We start from the raw sequence: 15,899 nt of genomic DNA on the forward strand, positions 1-15,899 counted from the left end.
AAATCTGGCTCACGGCCCATACCACCGTTATCGCAGCCAGGAATTTTTCTATGCCTACCCCTCGCCATATCAGCCCCGACGACATCCGCAAAGACTTCTCCAGGGCCATGTCCGACATGTACCGCGAGGAAGTACCGCTGTATGGCGCGCTGCTGGAGTTGGTGGCCCAAACCAATGCCCGGGTACTGGCCAGCGATACCGACCTGGCGCAGCAACTGCAGCGCACCGGTGAAATCCAACGCCTGGACATGGAGCGCCACGGCGCCATCCGCCTGGGCAGCGCCTATGAGCTGGCAACCATCCGCCGCCTGTTTGCGGTGATGGGCATGCAACCGGTGGGCTACTACGACCTCACCCCGGCCGGCGTGCCGGTGCATTCCACCGCCTTTCGCGCGGTGCATGAAAGCGCCTTGCAGGCCAGCCCGTTCCGGGTCTTTACCTCGCTGCTGCGCTTGGAACTGATCGAAAACCTTGAACTGCGAGCCTTTGCCGAAGCCGCCCTGGCCAAGCGCTCGATCTTCACCCCACGAGCCCTGGCGCTGATAGAGCAAGCTGAAACCGACGGCGGCCTGAATGCCAGCGATGCCCAGGCCTTTGTCCAACAAGCCCTGGAAACCTTTCGCTGGCACCACACCGCCACGGTCAGCGCAGCCCAGTACCAGCAACTCAGCGACCAGCACCGGCTGATTGCCGATGTGGTGGCCTTCAAGGGCCCGCACATCAATCACCTGACCCCACGGACCCTGGACATCGACCGCGTACAAGCCGACATGCCCGGCAAAGGCATCACCCCCAAAGCCGTGATCGAAGGCCCGCCCCGCCGCCAATGCCCGATCCTGCTACGCCAGACCAGCTTCAAGGCCCTCGACGAAGCCATCGCCTTTACCGATGCCAAGGGCAGCCACAGCGCCAGGTTTGGTGAAATCGAACAGCGTGGCGTGGCCCTGACACCCAAAGGCCGGGCACTCTACGACCAATTGCTCAACGCCGCGCGGGATGAACTGGGCGCCTTCCCCAACGAAGCCAACGCCCAGCGCTACACCGAACTGATGGCGCAGCATTTCCAGGCCTTCCCGGATAATCACCGGGCCATGCGCGAACAAGGGTTGGCGTTCTTTCGCTACTTCGTGACCGACACGGGCCGCGCAGCCGACAAGAGCCCGCAACCCAATCTGGACGCACTGCTTGCGGCCGGCTGCGTGGCAATCGAACCATTGGTGTACGAGGATTTTCTGCCGGTCAGCGCGGCGGGGATTTTCCAGTCGAACCTGGGCGATGCGGCGCAGAGTCACTACACGGCCAACGCCAACCAGGCCGAATTTGAACAGGCCCTGGGCCGCCGGACCCTTGATGAATTGCAACTGTATGCAGACACCCAGCAGCGCTCGATCGACGCTTGCCTACAGGCGCTACGCACCTAGAAAAGAGAGTTCGCCCGACACCACAACGCATTCCATGCGCAGTCAACGTGCCCCAGGGTCGGGCGAACGGTTGGGATAATAGGCAGTGGAGGGGCTGCTGTCCTTCGGTCAATTCTGAACAAATATGGACACCCCCGCTCCCAACGTTGGCTAGTGCCCCTTGGTCTGTTCCAGTTGTTCGACGATTTTATCTTTGATCAACAGGCGTTTCTTTTTCAGGTTCTCTACATCATCGTCATTGGCACTTGCGGATTCTGCTTCCAGCACCTCCTTGTCGGCGACGTCATACTGGGTGAGCAATACATCTAACCGATGGTGGCTTGCCCGACGCTGCTGAACGTCTTCCTTGCTCAACCCCAAATCCTGATAAAGATCATGTTTCACTGGCATGAAGTACCTCCGCAAGTTAATCAATGACTGGTACACCTTGAAGCTAGCCCATCCATGGGCCTCTTGTCATGCCCAAGGTCAATTCCCCTGGCCCAGTTCCCGTGCGAGGAACGGGGCGGTGCGGCTGGTTTTGTTCTGGGCGAGGTGTTGGGGCGTGCCGCTGGCGACGACTTTACCGCCACGGTCGCCGGCGCCTGGGCCGATGTCGATGACCCAGTCGCTCTGGGCCACCACGCGCATTTCGTGTTCGACCACGATCACCGTGTGACCGGCGTCCACCAGGTGGTTGAGTTGCAGTAGCAGGCGGTCGACGTCACGAGGGTGCAGGCCGGTGGTCGGCTCGTCGAGCACATACAAGGTCGCGCCCCGCGCGGTGCGTTGCAGCTCGGTGGCCAGCTTGATCCGCTGGGCCTCGCCGCCGGACAGCTCGGTGGCCGGCTGGCCCAGGCGCAGGTAACCCAGGCCGATGTCGCGCAGGACTAGCAACGCACGCAGTACGCCCGGTTGTTCGGCGAAAACGTCCACCGCCTGCTCGACGGTCAAGCCCAGCACCTGGGCGATGTTCAGGCCCTGCCAGGTAATCGCCAGGGTCTGGGGGTTGTAGCGCGCGCCGTGGCAGATGGGGCATGGTGCGTAGACGCTGGGCATAAACAGCAATTCGACGCTGACAAAACCCTCGCCCTCGCAGTTCGGGCAGCGGCCCTTGGCGACGTTGAAGGAGAACTGCCCGGCATCGTAGTGGTGTTTTTTCGCCGCCGGGGTGGCGGCGAATAGCTTGCGCACGTTATCGAACAGGCCGGTATAGGTCGCAAGGTTGGAGCGCGGGGTGCGGCCGATCGGCTTCTGGTCCACCTGCACCAGGCGGCGGATCTGCTCCAGGCCCGCGCGGATGCGCCCGCCGCTGGTTTGCGGTGCGTCTTCCAGATCGGGCTCGTCGTCGCTGACCACCACCCGCCCCAGGCCCTCCCCCACCAGGTCCAACAGGGCCTGGCTGACCAGGCTGGATTTACCCGAGCCGGAAATCCCCGTCACCGCGGTAAAACAGCCCAGGGGGAAGTCCACGCTCACCCCGTCGAGATTATTGCGGCTGACCCCTTCCAGGCTGAGCCAGCCACTCGGCGCACGGTGCGAGGTGTTCAACGGGCGCGGCTCGGCAAACAGGTACTCGCGGGTCTGTGAGGCTTCAATCTGTGCCAGGCCCGCCGGTGGGCCGCTGTACAGCACCTGGCCGCCTTGCTCGCCGGCTGCCGGGCCGACATCGATCAGCCAGTCGGCCCGGCGCATGGTTTCCAGGTCGTGCTCCACCACAAACAGCGAGTTGCCGGCGGCTTTCAGGCGTTCCAAGGCAGTGAACAAGGCTTCGCCATCGGCCGGGTGCAAGCCCGCCGACGGTTCATCCAGCACGTAGATCACGCCGAACAACTGCGAGCCCAATTGCGTCGCCAGGCGCAGGCGCTGCAACTCGCCAGAGGACAGGGTCGGCGTGCTGCGCTCCAGCGACAGATAGCCCAGGCCCAGGTCGGTCAGGGTGCTGACCCGCTCCAGCAAATCCTGGGCGATGCGTTGGGCGGCCAGGCGTTTTTCCACCGAGAGTTTTACCCGCCCCTTGCCCTCGGCCACCGGGCGTAAAAGCTGTGCCAGTTGCAACAACGACAGCTGCGACAACTCGCCAATATCCACTCCGGCGAATGTCACCGACAGCGCAGCCTTGGTCAGGCGCTTGCCCTCGCACAAGGGGCACGGGCTGCCTTGCATGAACTGCGCGACACGCTTTTTCATCAGCGCACTCTGGGTGTGGGTGAAGGTGTGCAGGATGTAGCGCCGGGCGCCGCTGAAGGTGCCCTGGTAACTGGGTTCGAGTTTGCGCTTGAGGGCGTCGCGGGTTTGCGCCGGGGTCAAGCCGGCATACACCGGCACCGTGGGCGTGTCCTCGGTGAAGAGGATCCAGTCACGCTGTTTTTTTGGTAGCTCGCGCCAGGGGACATCGACGTCATAGCCCAGGGTCACGAGGATGTCCCGCAGGTTTTGTCCTTGCCAGGCCAGCGGCCAGGAGGCGACGGCGCGTTGGCGAATGGTCAGCGAGGGATCGGGCACCATCAGCGCCTCGGTCACCTCATACACGCGGCCCAGGCCGTGGCACTGCGGGCAGGCGCCCTGGGGCAGGTTGGGCGAGAAATCTTCGGCGTACAGCATCGGCTGCCCCGGCGGGTAGCTGCCAGCGCGGGAATAGAGCATGCGGATCAGGCTGGACAAGGTGGTCACGCTGCCCACCGATGAGCGCGTGCTCGGCGTGCCCCGCTGCTGTTGCAAGGCCACGGCGGGCGGCAGGCCTTCGATCGAGTCCACATCCGGCACGCCCACCTGGTCGATCAGGCGCCGGGCATAGGGCGCCACCGACTCGAAGTAACGCCGCTGCGCCTCGGCGTACAACGTGGAAAACGCCAGGGACGACTTGCCCGACCCAGACACCCCGGTGAACACCACCAGGGCATCCCGTGGGATGTCCACATCGACATTGCGCAGGTTGTGTTCCCGGGCGCCCCGCACCCGGACAAAACCGGGGCGCGCGGCAGGCAGATCGGTGGCAGGCGGCAAGTGGCGCTGTGAAGTCATGGTCAACCTTATAGGAGGCGGCAAGTCCAGTGGTGGATCCGGCACCTTGGCAAACGTTCAATCGCAGTGGTTTATCCGCGCGGTCAGCACCGAGCGTACCTGTTGCGTCAGCTCTTCGGGGCTGTAGGGTTTGCCCAGCAGATGTATTTCGCTGCCCAGCAAGTGGTCGCTGGAAAGAATGTTACGGGTATGCCCGGAGGTGAACAGTACCGCAACCGGCGGCTGTTGCGCCTTGGCCCACTCGGCCAGGTCGGTGCTTTTGATTCGCCCCGGCATCACCACATCGGTGAAGATCAGGTCCGGCCGCAAGCCGGTGCGCAGCATCAGCATCGCATCATCGCCATCCTCGGCGGTGAGCACTGTGTAGCCGGACTGTTGCAGCAACTCCACGGCCGCGCCGCGTACACCTTCGTTGTCCTCCACCACCAGGATGGTTTCCCGGCCGCCTTCTTGCAGTGCCACGGCGGCAGGTGCCTCCTGGCTTTCCGGCTCAAGGCTGTGGGGAAAGTACATCTGCACCACGGTGCCCTGCCCTGGCTCGCTGCTGATCTGCACGTGCCCGCCGCTTTGCTTGACGAAACCAAACACCATGCTCAAGCCCAGGCCGGTGCCGTGACCGTCCGGCTTGGTGGTAAAGAATGGCTCGAAGACCCGCCGCAGCACCGCCGGCGGCATGCCCGCCCCGGTGTCACTGACCGACAGGCGCACATATTCACCGGGGGCAATCCCGTTGCGGCTGCCATCCTCGGGTGACAGGGTGATGTTTTCACCGGTGATGCGGATCACCCCCTCGCCCTTCATGGCATCCCGGGCATTGATCGCCAGGTTGAGCACGGCGTTTTCCAACTGATTGCGATCGACATGGATGCACCATGGATCTTGCGGTAATTGCACATCGATCTGGATGGTTTCTCCCAGGGCCCGCTGCAGCAATTCACCCAGGCCTTCATAAATGCGCCGGGGGTTGAACACCGCAGGTGACAGGGGCTGGCGCCGGGCAAAGGCCAACAGTTGCGAGGACAGCTTGGCGCCGCGCTCGACAGCCGCCAGGGCGGCACCGACGCGCCGTTGTACCTGGGGATTGTCCCGTTCATGGCGGGCCAGCAAGTGCAGGTTGCCGGCAATCACCTGCAGCAGATTATTGAAGTCATGGGCCACGCCCCCGGTCAGCCCGCCAATGGCCTCGAGCTTTTGCGACTGGCGTAACTGGTCCTCGGCGGCCGAGCGCGCCTGGACTTCGGCAGCGACGCGCTGCTCCAGGTTATGGGTGAGCTTGAGCAGGGATTCTTCGGCAATCTTGCGCACATGGATATCAATGATCACCCCCGGAAAACGCAGCGGCCGCCCGCCCGCATCCAACTCGCAACGCCCACTGGCCAGTACCCACAGATAGCTGGCGTCAGGGCGCCGCACGCGAAACTCGACGTTATACGACCCGCCGGTATCCAGGGTGCGGGCAATCAGGCGGTTGACCCGCGCCAGGTCATCGGGGTGGATGATCTGGGTGGCAACGGCAATGGACAGGCCCTGCTCCACGTCATCCATAGACAGGCCCAGGGTGCGGGCAAAACGCTCGTCGCCCGACAGCCGATCCGGCAGCACATCCCAGACAAAGGAGCCCAGCAGCGCCCCGGCATTGAGCGCCAGTTGCAAGCGCTCGTCCGCCACGCGGTAAGCGCCCTCGGCTTCCTGGCGCAAACGCTCGGACAGCACATGCGCGGTGGTTTCCACGACAATCGCCAGCACCCCGGCCGGCTGCTGGTCGTCACCGGCCACCGGGCTGTAATAGAGGTCGAGCCACAAGTCTTCGGGGCTGCCATTGCGCAGCAGCATCAAGGCCTTGTTGCGATAGGACAAGGTGCCGCCAGCCAGGCAGGTGTCCATGACATGCCGGTTGAAGTCGGCCACTTCCGGCCAGCCTTGCTCCACCGGCACGCCCAGCAGAAACGGGTGGCGCCCGCCGGCGAACACCGAGTAACTGTCGTTGTAGATCATGTACCCGGCGCGCCCCCAGAGCATCACCATCGGCACCGGCGAAGCCAGGAGCATCTGCACGGCGCAGGTCAGGCTGGTGGACCAACTGTCAATCGAGCCCAGGTCCGTGGTCGACCAGTCAAAGGCACGAATCCTTTGGGCCATTTCACCGCCCCAGCCGTCACAACCATGGGTATTGGATAAAAATTGCATGGATCAACTCAGTGCAGAGAGAGGACAGTCGCCAATGTTGGAGCATAGCCGGACGCGATGGTTTCACTGCATCTGCGAACCATTGCAGGAGCAAGCTTGCCGGCGATGATCGTTAACCATGACGTGGGCCCTAGGTGTTCTTGCTGGCAAGCCTGCACCCACAGAGGATAGCGCTCCGCGCGCAGGCTCGGCCCGTTACACCACGATGGCCGCAGGAAGGTTGCCCCCCTCAGCGGAAATCCCGGCTACGCACGCTGATCCCCGACAACAGCGGCGTCAGGTCGCTCAAGCGGCCAGCGATCAAATGGCGCACTTCGCCTACCGCTTCCCAGCGCCCATCCACCTTGAGCAGCCGGGAGCCCACCAGCACCTGGCGCTGGCGCTCGGCCAGGTCGCGCCAGACCACCACGTTGATGTTGCCAAACTCATCTTCCAGGGTCACGAAGGTCACGCCGCTGGCGGTGCCCGGTCGCTGGCGCCCGGTGACCAGGCCGGCAACGCTGACATTGCGCCCATGCTCCACCGCCTGTAGCTCCTGGGAACTGCGACAGCGCCGTGCGCGCAGTTGATCACGCAGCAGCGCCAAGGGATGGGGCCCCAGGGTGGTGCCCACGCTGGCATAGTCGGCGTACAGGTCTTCGCCGACGCTGGGGGCCGGCAGTTGCACCGCCTCTTCCTGCGGGCTCGACACCCCGGCAAACAAGCCCAGCTGTTTTTCCACCCCGGCCACGTCCCAGCGCGCCCGATGCCGGTGCCCGGCCAACTGGCGCAAGGCCCCGGCATCTGCCAGCAGTTCCTGGGCCCGGCTGTCCAGTTGGGCGCGTTCACCCAGGTCGGCGATAGTCGCAAACCTAGCGCCCTGGCGAGCTTTTTCGATACGCCGGCCCTCTTCTTCGCGAAAGCCGCTGATCATGCGCAACCCCATGCGAATCGCCGGTTGCTCGCCGTCGATGGGTTCCAGGCTGCAATCCCAGTCACTGGCGGTCACGTCCACCGGGCGAATCTGCAAGTGATGGCGGCGTGCGTCCTGCAGGATCTGGTCCGGGCTATAGAAACCCATGGGCCAGCTGTTGATCAGGGCACAGGCGAATGCCGCCGGCTCATGGCATTTGAGCCAGCAACTGGCATAGGTCAGCAAGGCGAAGCTGGCCGCGTGGGACTCCGGAAAACCATAGCTGCCAAAGCCCTTGATCTGCTCGAACACCTGGGCGGCGAAGGCCTCGCTGTAGCCGTTTTTGAGCATGCCGGTGCGCAGCCGCTGGCGATGGGGCTCCAGGCCGCCATGGCGCTTCCAGGCCGCCATCGAGCGGCGCAACTGGTCTGCTTCGCCAGGGGTGTAGTGCGCCGCGACAATGGCGATCTGCATCACTTGCTCCTGGAACAGCGGGATACCCAGGGTGCGCTTGAGTACCGCCTCCAGCTCGGGCGACGGATAGGTCGTAGGCTCTTCCTTGTTCCGCCGCCGCAGATATGGATGCACCATGCCGCCCTGGATCGGCCCGGGGCGCACGATGGCCACCTCGATCACCAGGTCATAGAACGTCTCGGGCCTGAGCCGGGGCAGCATGGACATTTGCGCCCGGGACTCGATCTGGAACACGCCTATCGTGTCGGCGCGGCTGATCATTGCGTAGGTTGCCGGATCCTCCCCGGGCACTGTCGCCAGCGTCAGGTCGCGATGGCGATGGCGGCGCAGCAGGTCGAAGCAGCGGCGGATCGCGCTGAGCATACCGAGGGCGAGGATATCCACCTTGAGCAGGCCCACCGCGTCCAGGTCGTCCTTGTCCCACTGGATGATGGTGCGCTCGGCCATGGCGGCGTTTTCCACCGGCACCAACGTGTCCAGCGGCTGCTCGGAAATCACGAAGCCGCCGGGGTGCTGGGACAGATGGCGCGGAAAGCCGATCAGTTGTTGGGTCAGGCCCAACACCCGCCGCAACACCGGGCTGTGCGGGTCGAAGCCACCCTCGCGCAAGCGTTCCAGGGGCGGCGCTTCATCGCTCCAGCGCCCACAGCAATCGGCCAGCGCGTTGACCTGATCCGGTGGCAGGCCCAGGGCCTTGGCCACATCCCGCACTGCGCCGGCACCGTGGTAGCTGCTGACCACCGCGGTCAAGGCCGCGCGACGCCGGCCATAGCGCTGGAACACGTATTGCAGCACCTCTTCGCGGCGTTCGTGCTCGAAGTCCACGTCGATGTCCGGTGGCTCGTTGCGTTCGCGGGACAGGAAGCGTTCGAACAGCATGTTCATCCGCCCCGGGTCGATCTCGGTGATGCCCAGGGCAAAGCACACTGCCGAGTTGGCCGCCGAGCCACGGCCCTGGCAGAGGATCGAACGGCTGCGGGCGAAGCGCACGATGTCGTGCACCGTCAAAAAGTAGCTTTCGTAGCCCAGTTCGCTGATCAACTGCAGCTCATTATCGATCTGCTCCAGGGTCTTGGCTGGCGCGCCCTCGGGCCAGCGATGGGCGATGCCCTCTTCGGTCAAGGCACGCAGCCAGGATTGTGGGCTCTGCCCTTGCGGCACCAACTCCCTGGGGTATTGATAGCGCAACTGGCTCAGGTCGAAAGTGCAACGGCTAGCAATGTGCAGCGACTCCGCGAGCAAGTGCGCCGGGTACAGCGCGCGCAGGGCCTCCAGGCTGCGCAGGTGCCGCTCGCCATTGGGGTGCAGGCGCTGGCCGGCCTGCGCCACCGGCAGGTGGTGGCGGATGGCGGTCATGGTGTCTTGCAAGGCGCGCCGGCTGCGCACATGCATATGCACATCGCCACAGGCCACGGCCGGCAGGTGCAGGCTGGCGGCCAGTTGCAGGCGCTGCGCCAGGCGGCGGGCATCGTCCTGGGCGCAATGCAGCTCTACCGCCAGCCATAGCCGCCCGCTGAAGGTCTCGCACAGCCACTGGCCGTCGGCAGGCGTATCGCCCTCCTCGGCCAGCCACAGCACCAGCAACCCCGGCAGCGGGTCGGCAAAGTCTTCGCGCAACAGGCGGTACTGGCCTTTTTCGGCACGCCGCCGGGCCAGGGTGATCAACCGGCACAGGTGCTGATAGCCCTGCAGGTTCTCCACCAGCAACACCAGTTTCGGGCCGTTTTCCAGGCGCACCTCACTGCCGACGATCAACCCCAGCCCGACCTCCTTGGCCGCCTGCCAGGCGCGCACGATACCGGCCAGGGTGCATTCATCGGTGATTGCCAGGGCCTGATACCCCTGCTGTTTGGCGCGCTCGAACAACTCGCGGGCACTGGACGCGCCACGCTGGAAGCTGAAGTTGGACAGGCAATGCAGTTCGGCGTAGCCCTCCATCATGCAAACCAGCCTTGCAGCCACAACCCGGCGCTGTCGCCCACGGTGCGATAGGCCCAGCCTTGCTGCCCGGCGCGGGTGCGCACCAGGTAGTAATCGCGGCGGATATCGGCGCCATCCCACCAACCGGATTCGATACGCTCCGGGCCCAGCAGGATCTGGATGCCCTGCTCGGCCAGCAAGGTCGGTTCGTTGAGCAGCCAGCCAGGGCGTTGCACCGGGCTCAAGGCTGGGCAGGCGCGGCTGTCGGTGCCCGGCAGCCAGGCGCACTCGGGGCGATGGTCAGCATTAAAGCGCAGGCCCTGCACCGCCTCATCCCCCAGGCGCGCCCGCAGACGTTCGCGCAATTGCACCCACGGCAGGGTTTGCTGCGGGCGCTCATCGAACAGATCCTGGCGCTGTGGCACAAACACCGGCAGATCCTCGGCCAGCAGGCGCAGGCCACGCACCGGTGCGGCCACTTGCACCTGCTCCAGGCGGCCACGGGCCAGTTCAAACAGCATCGAGGGTTCGCGCTCGGCACTCAGCAGGCCCACCGTGATCACGCTGTCTGGCGCCTCGGCATGCTCCAGGTGCAGGGCAAAACGCTGCACGCCACTGTCGCGGCCACAGAGGAACGCGGCGAGGTCGCCAGTCAGGCGCCGCAAGGGAAACAGCAACGCCTGGTGGGACTGCACATCGAAATTCAATTCGATGCGCAGGTCAAACCGATCCGGCGGCTGATAAAAATCCAGGCCCAGCGGCCGCAGCCCGGTCAAGGCATCCAGGTGCTTGAGCAACCCGGCGTCGAAGCGCCTGGCCAAGGTATGCCGGGGCAACGCCTGGACCTGGGTCAGGGTCCGCAGGCCCATGCGCGACAAGGCTGTGGCGGCTTGCGGGTCGATGCCGACGCGATCGATCGGCATCGGCCCAAGGGCTTGCTGGAGCGCCTCGGCATCGGCCACCGCCAGGCCATCGTAGGCATTGGCCAACACCCGCGCGGCGGCCGGGTTGGGGGCGGCGACGATACGGTGGCGAAAGCCCAGGTCGCTCAGTTCCTCGCGCAAGCGTGCTTCCAGCAGCGGCCACGGCCCGAACAGGCCCAGGCTCGATTCGATTTCAAACAGCAAGGCCCGTGGATAGAACACGCTGACCTGGGAACTGAAACGGTAGGCCCAGGCCGCGAGCAGTTGTTGGCAGCGCTCGATATCCACCGGGTCGTATTCGACGCAGGCAAAGGCCTTGGTCAGGGCATGGGCCGCCGTCAGGGATAGGCCGGGGCGCAGGCCCAAGGCACGCGCGGCGCCATTGACGGTTTGCAGCACCCGGCGTTGCGGCGGGCCGGCCAACAACGCCAAGGGTTGCTCGGGCTCGGGACGTCGACGCAAGACCCCGTCCAACGCCAATTGCGGGAAGACAATACACACCCAGCGCATATCAACCTCAGTGCCCGCTGGCCAGGGCAATGGGTGCGGGATGGGCCAGGCCACCGCGGCACTTGAGCACCCGCACCTGGCTCGGCTCGACGGCCAGGCGCAGGGCGGCCGGTGACGGGTTGATCGCCTCGCCCATGGCCCGCCAGGCAAACGCCAGGGTCTGGCCGGTCTCGGCGGCCACCTGCAAGCGGCGCAAGGCCCGGTCATCGGCCTTGCGTGGCCAGCACAGCACCGCGCCGCAACTGCCGGAGCGCAGGCACTGCTCGGCCGCCCACAAGGCATCGCGCTCATCGGCCTGGATCACCGAGAGCTGGCGCAGGTCCACCCCGGCGTTCTGCCAGGCGTGGGGGTATGGGGTATACGGCGGCGCCACCAGCACAATGCGCTCGCCGGCCGCCGACAGCCGCGCCAGGGTCGGCCAGACCAGTTGCAACTCGCCCACGCCCTGCTGGGCCACGAGGATTTCACTCAAGGCCGCCGCCGGCCAGCCACCGCTGGGCAACACCGCATCCAGGGCCGCCAGCCCGGTGGGATACACACTGGCCGGTGGCGCGGCCGGCCGCCCCTTCCACACCCGCCCGCCATTGAACAGCGAGTCCAGTGCAACCACGGCGCCCATCACCCTTGCCTCACCAGGCCACAGAACACGCCTTCGATGGCCAGGTCCTGGTCGGCACGGACCACGATAGGTTGATAGGCCGGGTTGCGCGGCAACAGGCGCACGCTGTGGCCCATCCGCTCGAAGCGCTTGATGGTGACCTCGCCGTCCAGGCGCGCGACCACGATCTGCCCGTTCAGCGCCTCGGCACTGCGGCGCACGCCCACCAGGTCGCCATCGAGGATGCCGTCTTCGATCATCGAGTCACCCTGGACCCGCAGCAGATAATCCGGGACCCGGGCAAAGGTCGCCGGGTCCAGCATCAGCCGCGCATGTACTTCGGCGTCGGCGCCGATGGGCAGGCCGGCGGCCACGCGGCCCAGCACCGGGACCTCCAGCCATTGCGGGCGCGCCGGTTGATTGAGCAGGCGAATACCCCGGGCCTGGTTCGGGTTGACCTCGATAAACCCGGCCTCGGTCAGCGCCAGCACGTGTTTGCGCGCCACACTGCGCGAAGCAAAACCGAAGGCCTCGGCGATCTCGGCGAGGCTGGGGGACTGACCTTGCTGCGCGATACGTTCGCGGATGAAGTTCAGGATGGCGGAGCGGCGGGGAGTGAGAGTCGTCATGGAGTACATTTGTACTCCTGTGGGAAATTTCTGACAATAGCCGCCAGTCAGACAAACACCTTGGCGGCTCCGACAAGGGTAGGCGGGGTCAGGGCTTGCGCTGCAACACCCGATCCATGATGCGGTCGGTCTTCAAGGCCTCGATCGCCAGTGCCGGGTGTACGCTCTCGCCACGGATATGCGCGTTCATGCCCAGCACGTGATGCCACTGGATATGGGGGTGATGGGCAATATGCAGGGTCTGGCTGACCTCGGCCTCAAGGTGCAACGGCTGCTCGTCGAACACTGCAAAGCTGATCCGCCCTTTGCTACCGATCAACTCGACCCGGTCTTCACGCCGGTCCGCCACAAAGTTCCAGCAGCCCATCCCCAGCGCGCCCGAGCTGAAGCTCCAGCAGGCGGTGACCGCATCTTCCGCCGCATAGCGCCCGGCCTGGCGCGCGGTATACCCCGTGACCTCGACGATATCCCCCGCCAGGTACTGGAACAGGTCGAAACCATGGCTGGCGAGGTCGGCAAAATAACCACCGCCGGCAATCGCCGGGTCGGTGCGCCAGTTGCTGGCGTTGGTGTCCGTGGGCGATGGCGGCTTGCACAACGTCCAGCTCAGGTGCCGCAACTCACCGATGCGCCCTTCTTGCAGCCAGGCACGGACCTGCTGGAAGCGCGGCAGGGAACGGCGGTAATAGGAAACAAACAGATGCAGCCCAGCCCGCTCGAAGGTGCGCTGCATCAACGCGCTCTGCTCGGCATTCAGCGACATCGGTTTTTCTACACAGCAATGCTTGCCCGCCGCTGCCACCAACAGGCTGTACTCCAGGTGGCTGTCGGGTGGTGTGGCGATGTACACCGCATCCACTTCGGGGTCATCGATCAGCGCCTGGGCATCCGTGTAAAAGCGGGCAATCCCGTGGCGTGCCGCATAATCGCGCACCGCTTCCTCGCGACGCCCCATCACGGCCACCAGGGCCGAGCCTGGCGCTTTGTAGAAAGCGGGTCCACTCTTGAGTTCAGTAACACTGCCACAACCGATCATGCCCCAGCGAATGGTGCTCATCAGACTTTCCTTCAGCGGTATTTTTTCAGTCGGGCAGTATCGGCGTTTTCCTGCGTGGTCTCCAGCCTCCCCCTATAAAGACCTAGCATGACAATTGCATTACACTTTTATGACAATCATCCAGCTGCGGGGGCACAGACGATGAAAATACGCGCAACGGTGATTTGCGAACACGAGGGGCACATTCTGTTCGTGCGCAAGGCCAGGTCGAAATGGGCATTGCCCGGGGGCAAGGTCGAGCGCGATGAGCGCCCGGTCGGCGCGGCCGAGCGGGAGTTGCAGGAGGAAACCGGGCTGAACGTGGATGGGTTGCTGTATCTACAGGAGTTGAAAGCCAGTGACACGCTGCATCACGTGTTTGAAGCCTCGGTGGTGAACATCGACCAGGCCCGGCCCTGCAATGAAATCATCGATTGCCAGTGGCATGCCTACAGTGCGTTGGAGCAACTGGACGCCACCGACGCCACCAAGCGCATTGTGCGCTCGTTTCTGCGCCGGCTCTGACGCCTAGCCGAATGCCGCAAACCCACGGCGCCCGGCCTTGAGCTCGGTGCGCAGCTCGCCGATCAGGTTGGAGATGGCACGGATGCTATCCAGGCCCTGGGGCGACACGCCGGTCAACAGCAGGTCGACGCGACCGGACTCCGGCTCAAAGACACGGATGGTCAAGAAACCCTGGGGGTTGACGCTACAGTCGCACGCCAGCGGGACGAAACCGGACGCCATGATGCGGCTCAACTCAACGATCGGAATCATCCTGGGCACCCTTGCTCGCACATGACGCGATGGACGTGATCCATGCAGGGTAGATCAGGTTGTGCAACGCGTGTAGGCAATCCTACGAAAGTGTTAGCTACCCCACACTTTTCCCCGAAAGCGCCGGCGCAATGACGCCAGAAAAACCACGGACACTTATCTGCCAAGCAGGTATGAAGGTCAAATCCCGGGCAAAAAAAATCCCAAGTAGCTGATGGAAACTTGGGATTTAAAAATGCATAAACCGTGGGAGGTGAACGCCCGGTCATAATAACCACCGAGACAACCTGTAACAAGTTTATTATTAGCCTTTCGTCGGATTGAAACAGCGCTAAGTCATTCAATAACCACACATTTTTCATGGTTCGCGATATCTTTAGTGCCACTTTTTGGTGCAACTTCCAAACTTGCCGGGTTAAAACCCTAATAACTATCAGGTTAATAAACCAGTCTGCAGCGTGTCTATCTACGCGCCAGTTTGTAGCGCACGCACTCTTCATAAAAACTCGAACGCACCGCCGTCGGCTTGAGCCGCGAGGGGCTGTCATAAGTCTGCTCGGTGATGCCCATGGCCATCATGCGCATCCACGACTTGTCGAACTTGTACCGCTGGATCTTCTGCCGCGCCGCATACAACGAAACGCCAGCCAACTTCAGCTCCTGGGCCCTGGCCGCCGTACCCGCGCCCCAACTGCACATGTACCGATCCCCTTCACGCAGCGCCTTGCCCTGGGCTGCCGCCGCCCCGCTCGCCAGGGCCAAGGCAATCAGCGTGATTTTTACGTTGCGCATTGGCATCCACCTAACCACCTGAAAATAAAAGTGATTTTGGCGAAACATGCAGCAGATGGGGGCCAGCAAAATGCCTTCTTGGCGATCTCCCCTTCCCGCGCGGGTTGCCGCCCTACCAACGGCTGACCATAATCGCGCCCCCCTACCCCCCTCACGCAAGGAAATGCCGTGAAGAAGTTTCTTATGTTGGCCCCACTGGTCTTACTGCTGCAAGGTTGCGGCGTGACCATGACGCAATACGAGCCCAATTTCGACAACGTCCAGCGCCTCAAGCAGACGCCAGCGCTGCAACCCATCAGCCAGGCCAAGGTTACTGCCGCCTCGGGCCAGGGTTCGTTGATGGTCCGGGCCAATCCGATCAGCTCGCCCACCGGCAGTATCCCGGCCCATGTGCAGGCGGCGCTTACCCAGGAACTGTCCCTGGCCGGCCTGCTGAATCAAAGCGCGCCGCGGCGCCTTGACGTACTGCTGGTGAAGAACGAGCTGACAGCTGGCGTGGGTTCCGGCCACGGCACACTGGCCGCGCGCTTTACCTTGCTCAAGGATGACGCCGTGGTGTACGACGCCACCAAGGAAGTGACCAGCGTATGGTCCAGTTCATTCTTCGGCCCCATTGCGATTCCGAATGCGGCGAATGCCTATAACCCGCTGGTGCGTGACTTGCTCAAGGCCTTGTACAGCGATCCGCTGTTCATTCAGGCACTGAAGTAAAAACCCGGGTAAAAAAAAGGGAGCCG

General features: G+C 64.0%; 13 protein-coding genes. 3 read left to right on the forward strand and 10 right to left on the reverse strand.

The genetic code is table 11. The features are described 5' to 3' along the window. Window positions 1-50 precede the first annotated feature (50 nt). Entirely contained in the window at window positions 51-1,421 is a 1,371-nt protein-coding gene (gene hglS, locus AC19YY_RS28195) for a 2-oxoadipate dioxygenase/decarboxylase HglS (protein ID WP_169956962.1), read from the forward strand. 150 nt (window positions 1,422-1,571) lie between these two features. Here the strand turns inward: hglS and AC19YY_RS28200 are convergent, their stop codons facing one another. From AC19YY_RS28200 to AC19YY_RS28235, 8 genes are all read right to left on the reverse strand, one after another. Continuing rightward, the gene (locus AC19YY_RS28200) at window positions 1,572-1,811 is read right to left on the reverse strand and encodes a DUF465 domain-containing protein (protein WP_032857259.1); all 240 of its coding nucleotides are present in this window, start codon (window positions 1,809-1,811) and stop codon (window positions 1,572-1,574) included. 78 nt (window positions 1,812-1,889) lie between these two features. Beyond that, the gene (locus AC19YY_RS28205) at window positions 1,890-4,424 is read right to left on the reverse strand and encodes an excinuclease ABC subunit UvrA (protein WP_169956961.1); all 2,535 of its coding nucleotides are present in this window, start codon (window positions 4,422-4,424) and stop codon (window positions 1,890-1,892) included. A gap of 57 nt (window positions 4,425-4,481) precedes the next feature. Beyond that, a complete protein-coding gene (locus tag AC19YY_RS28210; RefSeq protein ID WP_500605179.1) occupies window positions 4,482-6,611 on the reverse strand; it encodes a hybrid sensor histidine kinase/response regulator in 2,130 nt (709 codons plus the stop codon). Between the two features lie 229 nt (window positions 6,612-6,840). Beyond that, on the reverse strand, window positions 6,841-9,939 hold the full coding sequence (locus AC19YY_RS28215; protein WP_500605180.1) for an error-prone DNA polymerase: 3,099 nt from the start codon (window positions 9,937-9,939) through the stop codon (window positions 6,841-6,843). Next, the gene (locus tag AC19YY_RS28220; RefSeq protein ID WP_500605181.1) at window positions 9,915-11,330 is read right to left on the reverse strand and encodes a Y-family DNA polymerase; all 1,416 of its coding nucleotides are present in this window, start codon (window positions 11,328-11,330) and stop codon (window positions 9,915-9,917) included. Before AC19YY_RS28220 ends, AC19YY_RS28215 begins: the two co-directional genes overlap by 25 nt. 7 nt (window positions 11,331-11,337) lie before the next feature. Beyond that, on the reverse strand, window positions 11,338-11,949 hold the full coding sequence (gene imuA / locus AC19YY_RS28225; protein ID WP_169956956.1) for a translesion DNA synthesis-associated protein ImuA: 612 nt from the start codon (window positions 11,947-11,949) through the stop codon (window positions 11,338-11,340). Continuing rightward, window positions 11,949-12,566: a transcriptional repressor LexA gene (gene lexA, locus AC19YY_RS28230; protein WP_169956955.1), complete on the reverse strand. Its 618-nt coding sequence runs from the start codon at window positions 12,564-12,566 to the stop codon at window positions 11,949-11,951. The genes imuA and lexA overlap by 1 nt, the downstream gene beginning before the upstream one ends. A 79-nt stretch (window positions 12,567-12,645) precedes the next feature. After that, window positions 12,646-13,614 (reverse strand): Gfo/Idh/MocA family protein, encoded by a 969-nt coding sequence (locus AC19YY_RS28235; protein WP_169956954.1) that lies wholly within the window; start codon window positions 13,612-13,614, stop codon window positions 12,646-12,648. Window positions 13,615-13,755: 141 nt separating this feature from the next. Between AC19YY_RS28235 and AC19YY_RS28240 the strand changes: the two genes are divergently transcribed. Further along, complete coding sequence (locus tag AC19YY_RS28240) at window positions 13,756-14,118, forward strand: NUDIX hydrolase (protein WP_169956953.1); 363 nt, start codon at window positions 13,756-13,758, stop codon at window positions 14,116-14,118. Between the two features lie 3 nt (window positions 14,119-14,121). Here the strand turns inward: AC19YY_RS28240 and AC19YY_RS28245 are convergent, their stop codons facing one another. Together AC19YY_RS28245 and AC19YY_RS28250 are read right to left on the reverse strand one after the other, a co-directional pair. After that, window positions 14,122-14,370 carry a DUF1652 domain-containing protein gene (locus AC19YY_RS28245; RefSeq protein WP_169956952.1) on the reverse strand — a complete coding sequence of 83 codons (249 nt, stop codon included), beginning with the start codon at window positions 14,368-14,370 and terminating at the stop codon, window positions 14,122-14,124. A 462-nt stretch (window positions 14,371-14,832) separates the two neighbouring features. Further along, entirely contained in the window at window positions 14,833-15,162 is a 330-nt protein-coding gene (locus tag AC19YY_RS28250; protein WP_169956951.1) for a hypothetical protein, read from the reverse strand. A gap of 168 nt (window positions 15,163-15,330) precedes the next feature. Here AC19YY_RS28250 and AC19YY_RS28255 point away from each other — a divergent pair, with 168 nt between their 5' ends. Beyond that, complete coding sequence (locus AC19YY_RS28255; protein ID WP_500605182.1) at window positions 15,331-15,873, forward strand: hypothetical protein; 543 nt, start codon at window positions 15,331-15,333, stop codon at window positions 15,871-15,873. The last annotated feature ends 26 nt before the right edge of the window (window positions 15,874-15,899 follow it).

It is taken from the genome of Pseudomonas sp. MF09156, assembly GCF_059862305.1.

What these genes read in the sequence shown, in the direction of transcription:
- AC19YY_RS28205 (WP_169956961.1), bottom strand. Translation starts at nt 4,424, where the DNA reads ATGACTTCACAGCGCCACTTGCCGCCTGCCACCGATCTGCCTGCCGCG.
- AC19YY_RS28235 (WP_169956954.1), bottom strand. Translation starts at nt 13,614, where the DNA reads ATGAGCACCATTCGCTGGGGCATGATCGGTTGTGGCAGTGTTACTGAA.
- AC19YY_RS28240 (WP_169956953.1), top strand. Translation starts at nt 13,756, where the DNA reads ATGAAAATACGCGCAACGGTGATTTGCGAACACGAGGGGCACATTCTG.
- AC19YY_RS28200 (WP_032857259.1), bottom strand. Translation starts at nt 1,811, where the DNA reads ATGCCAGTGAAACATGATCTTTATCAGGATTTGGGGTTGAGCAAGGAA.
- AC19YY_RS28210 (WP_500605179.1), bottom strand. Translation starts at nt 6,611, where the DNA reads ATGCAATTTTTATCCAATACCCATGGTTGTGACGGCTGGGGCGGTGAA.
- imuA (WP_169956956.1), bottom strand. Translation starts at nt 11,949, where the DNA reads ATGGGCGCCGTGGTTGCACTGGACTCGCTGTTCAATGGCGGGCGGGTG.
- AC19YY_RS28250 (WP_169956951.1), bottom strand. Translation starts at nt 15,162, where the DNA reads ATGCGCAACGTAAAAATCACGCTGATTGCCTTGGCCCTGGCGAGCGGG.
- lexA (WP_169956955.1), bottom strand. Translation starts at nt 12,566, where the DNA reads ATGTACTCCATGACGACTCTCACTCCCCGCCGCTCCGCCATCCTGAAC.
- AC19YY_RS28245 (WP_169956952.1), bottom strand. Translation starts at nt 14,370, where the DNA reads ATGATTCCGATCGTTGAGTTGAGCCGCATCATGGCGTCCGGTTTCGTC.
- AC19YY_RS28220 (WP_500605181.1), bottom strand. Translation starts at nt 11,330, where the DNA reads ATGCGCTGGGTGTGTATTGTCTTCCCGCAATTGGCGTTGGACGGGGTC.
- hglS (WP_169956962.1), top strand. Translation starts at nt 51, where the DNA reads ATGCCTACCCCTCGCCATATCAGCCCCGACGACATCCGCAAAGACTTC.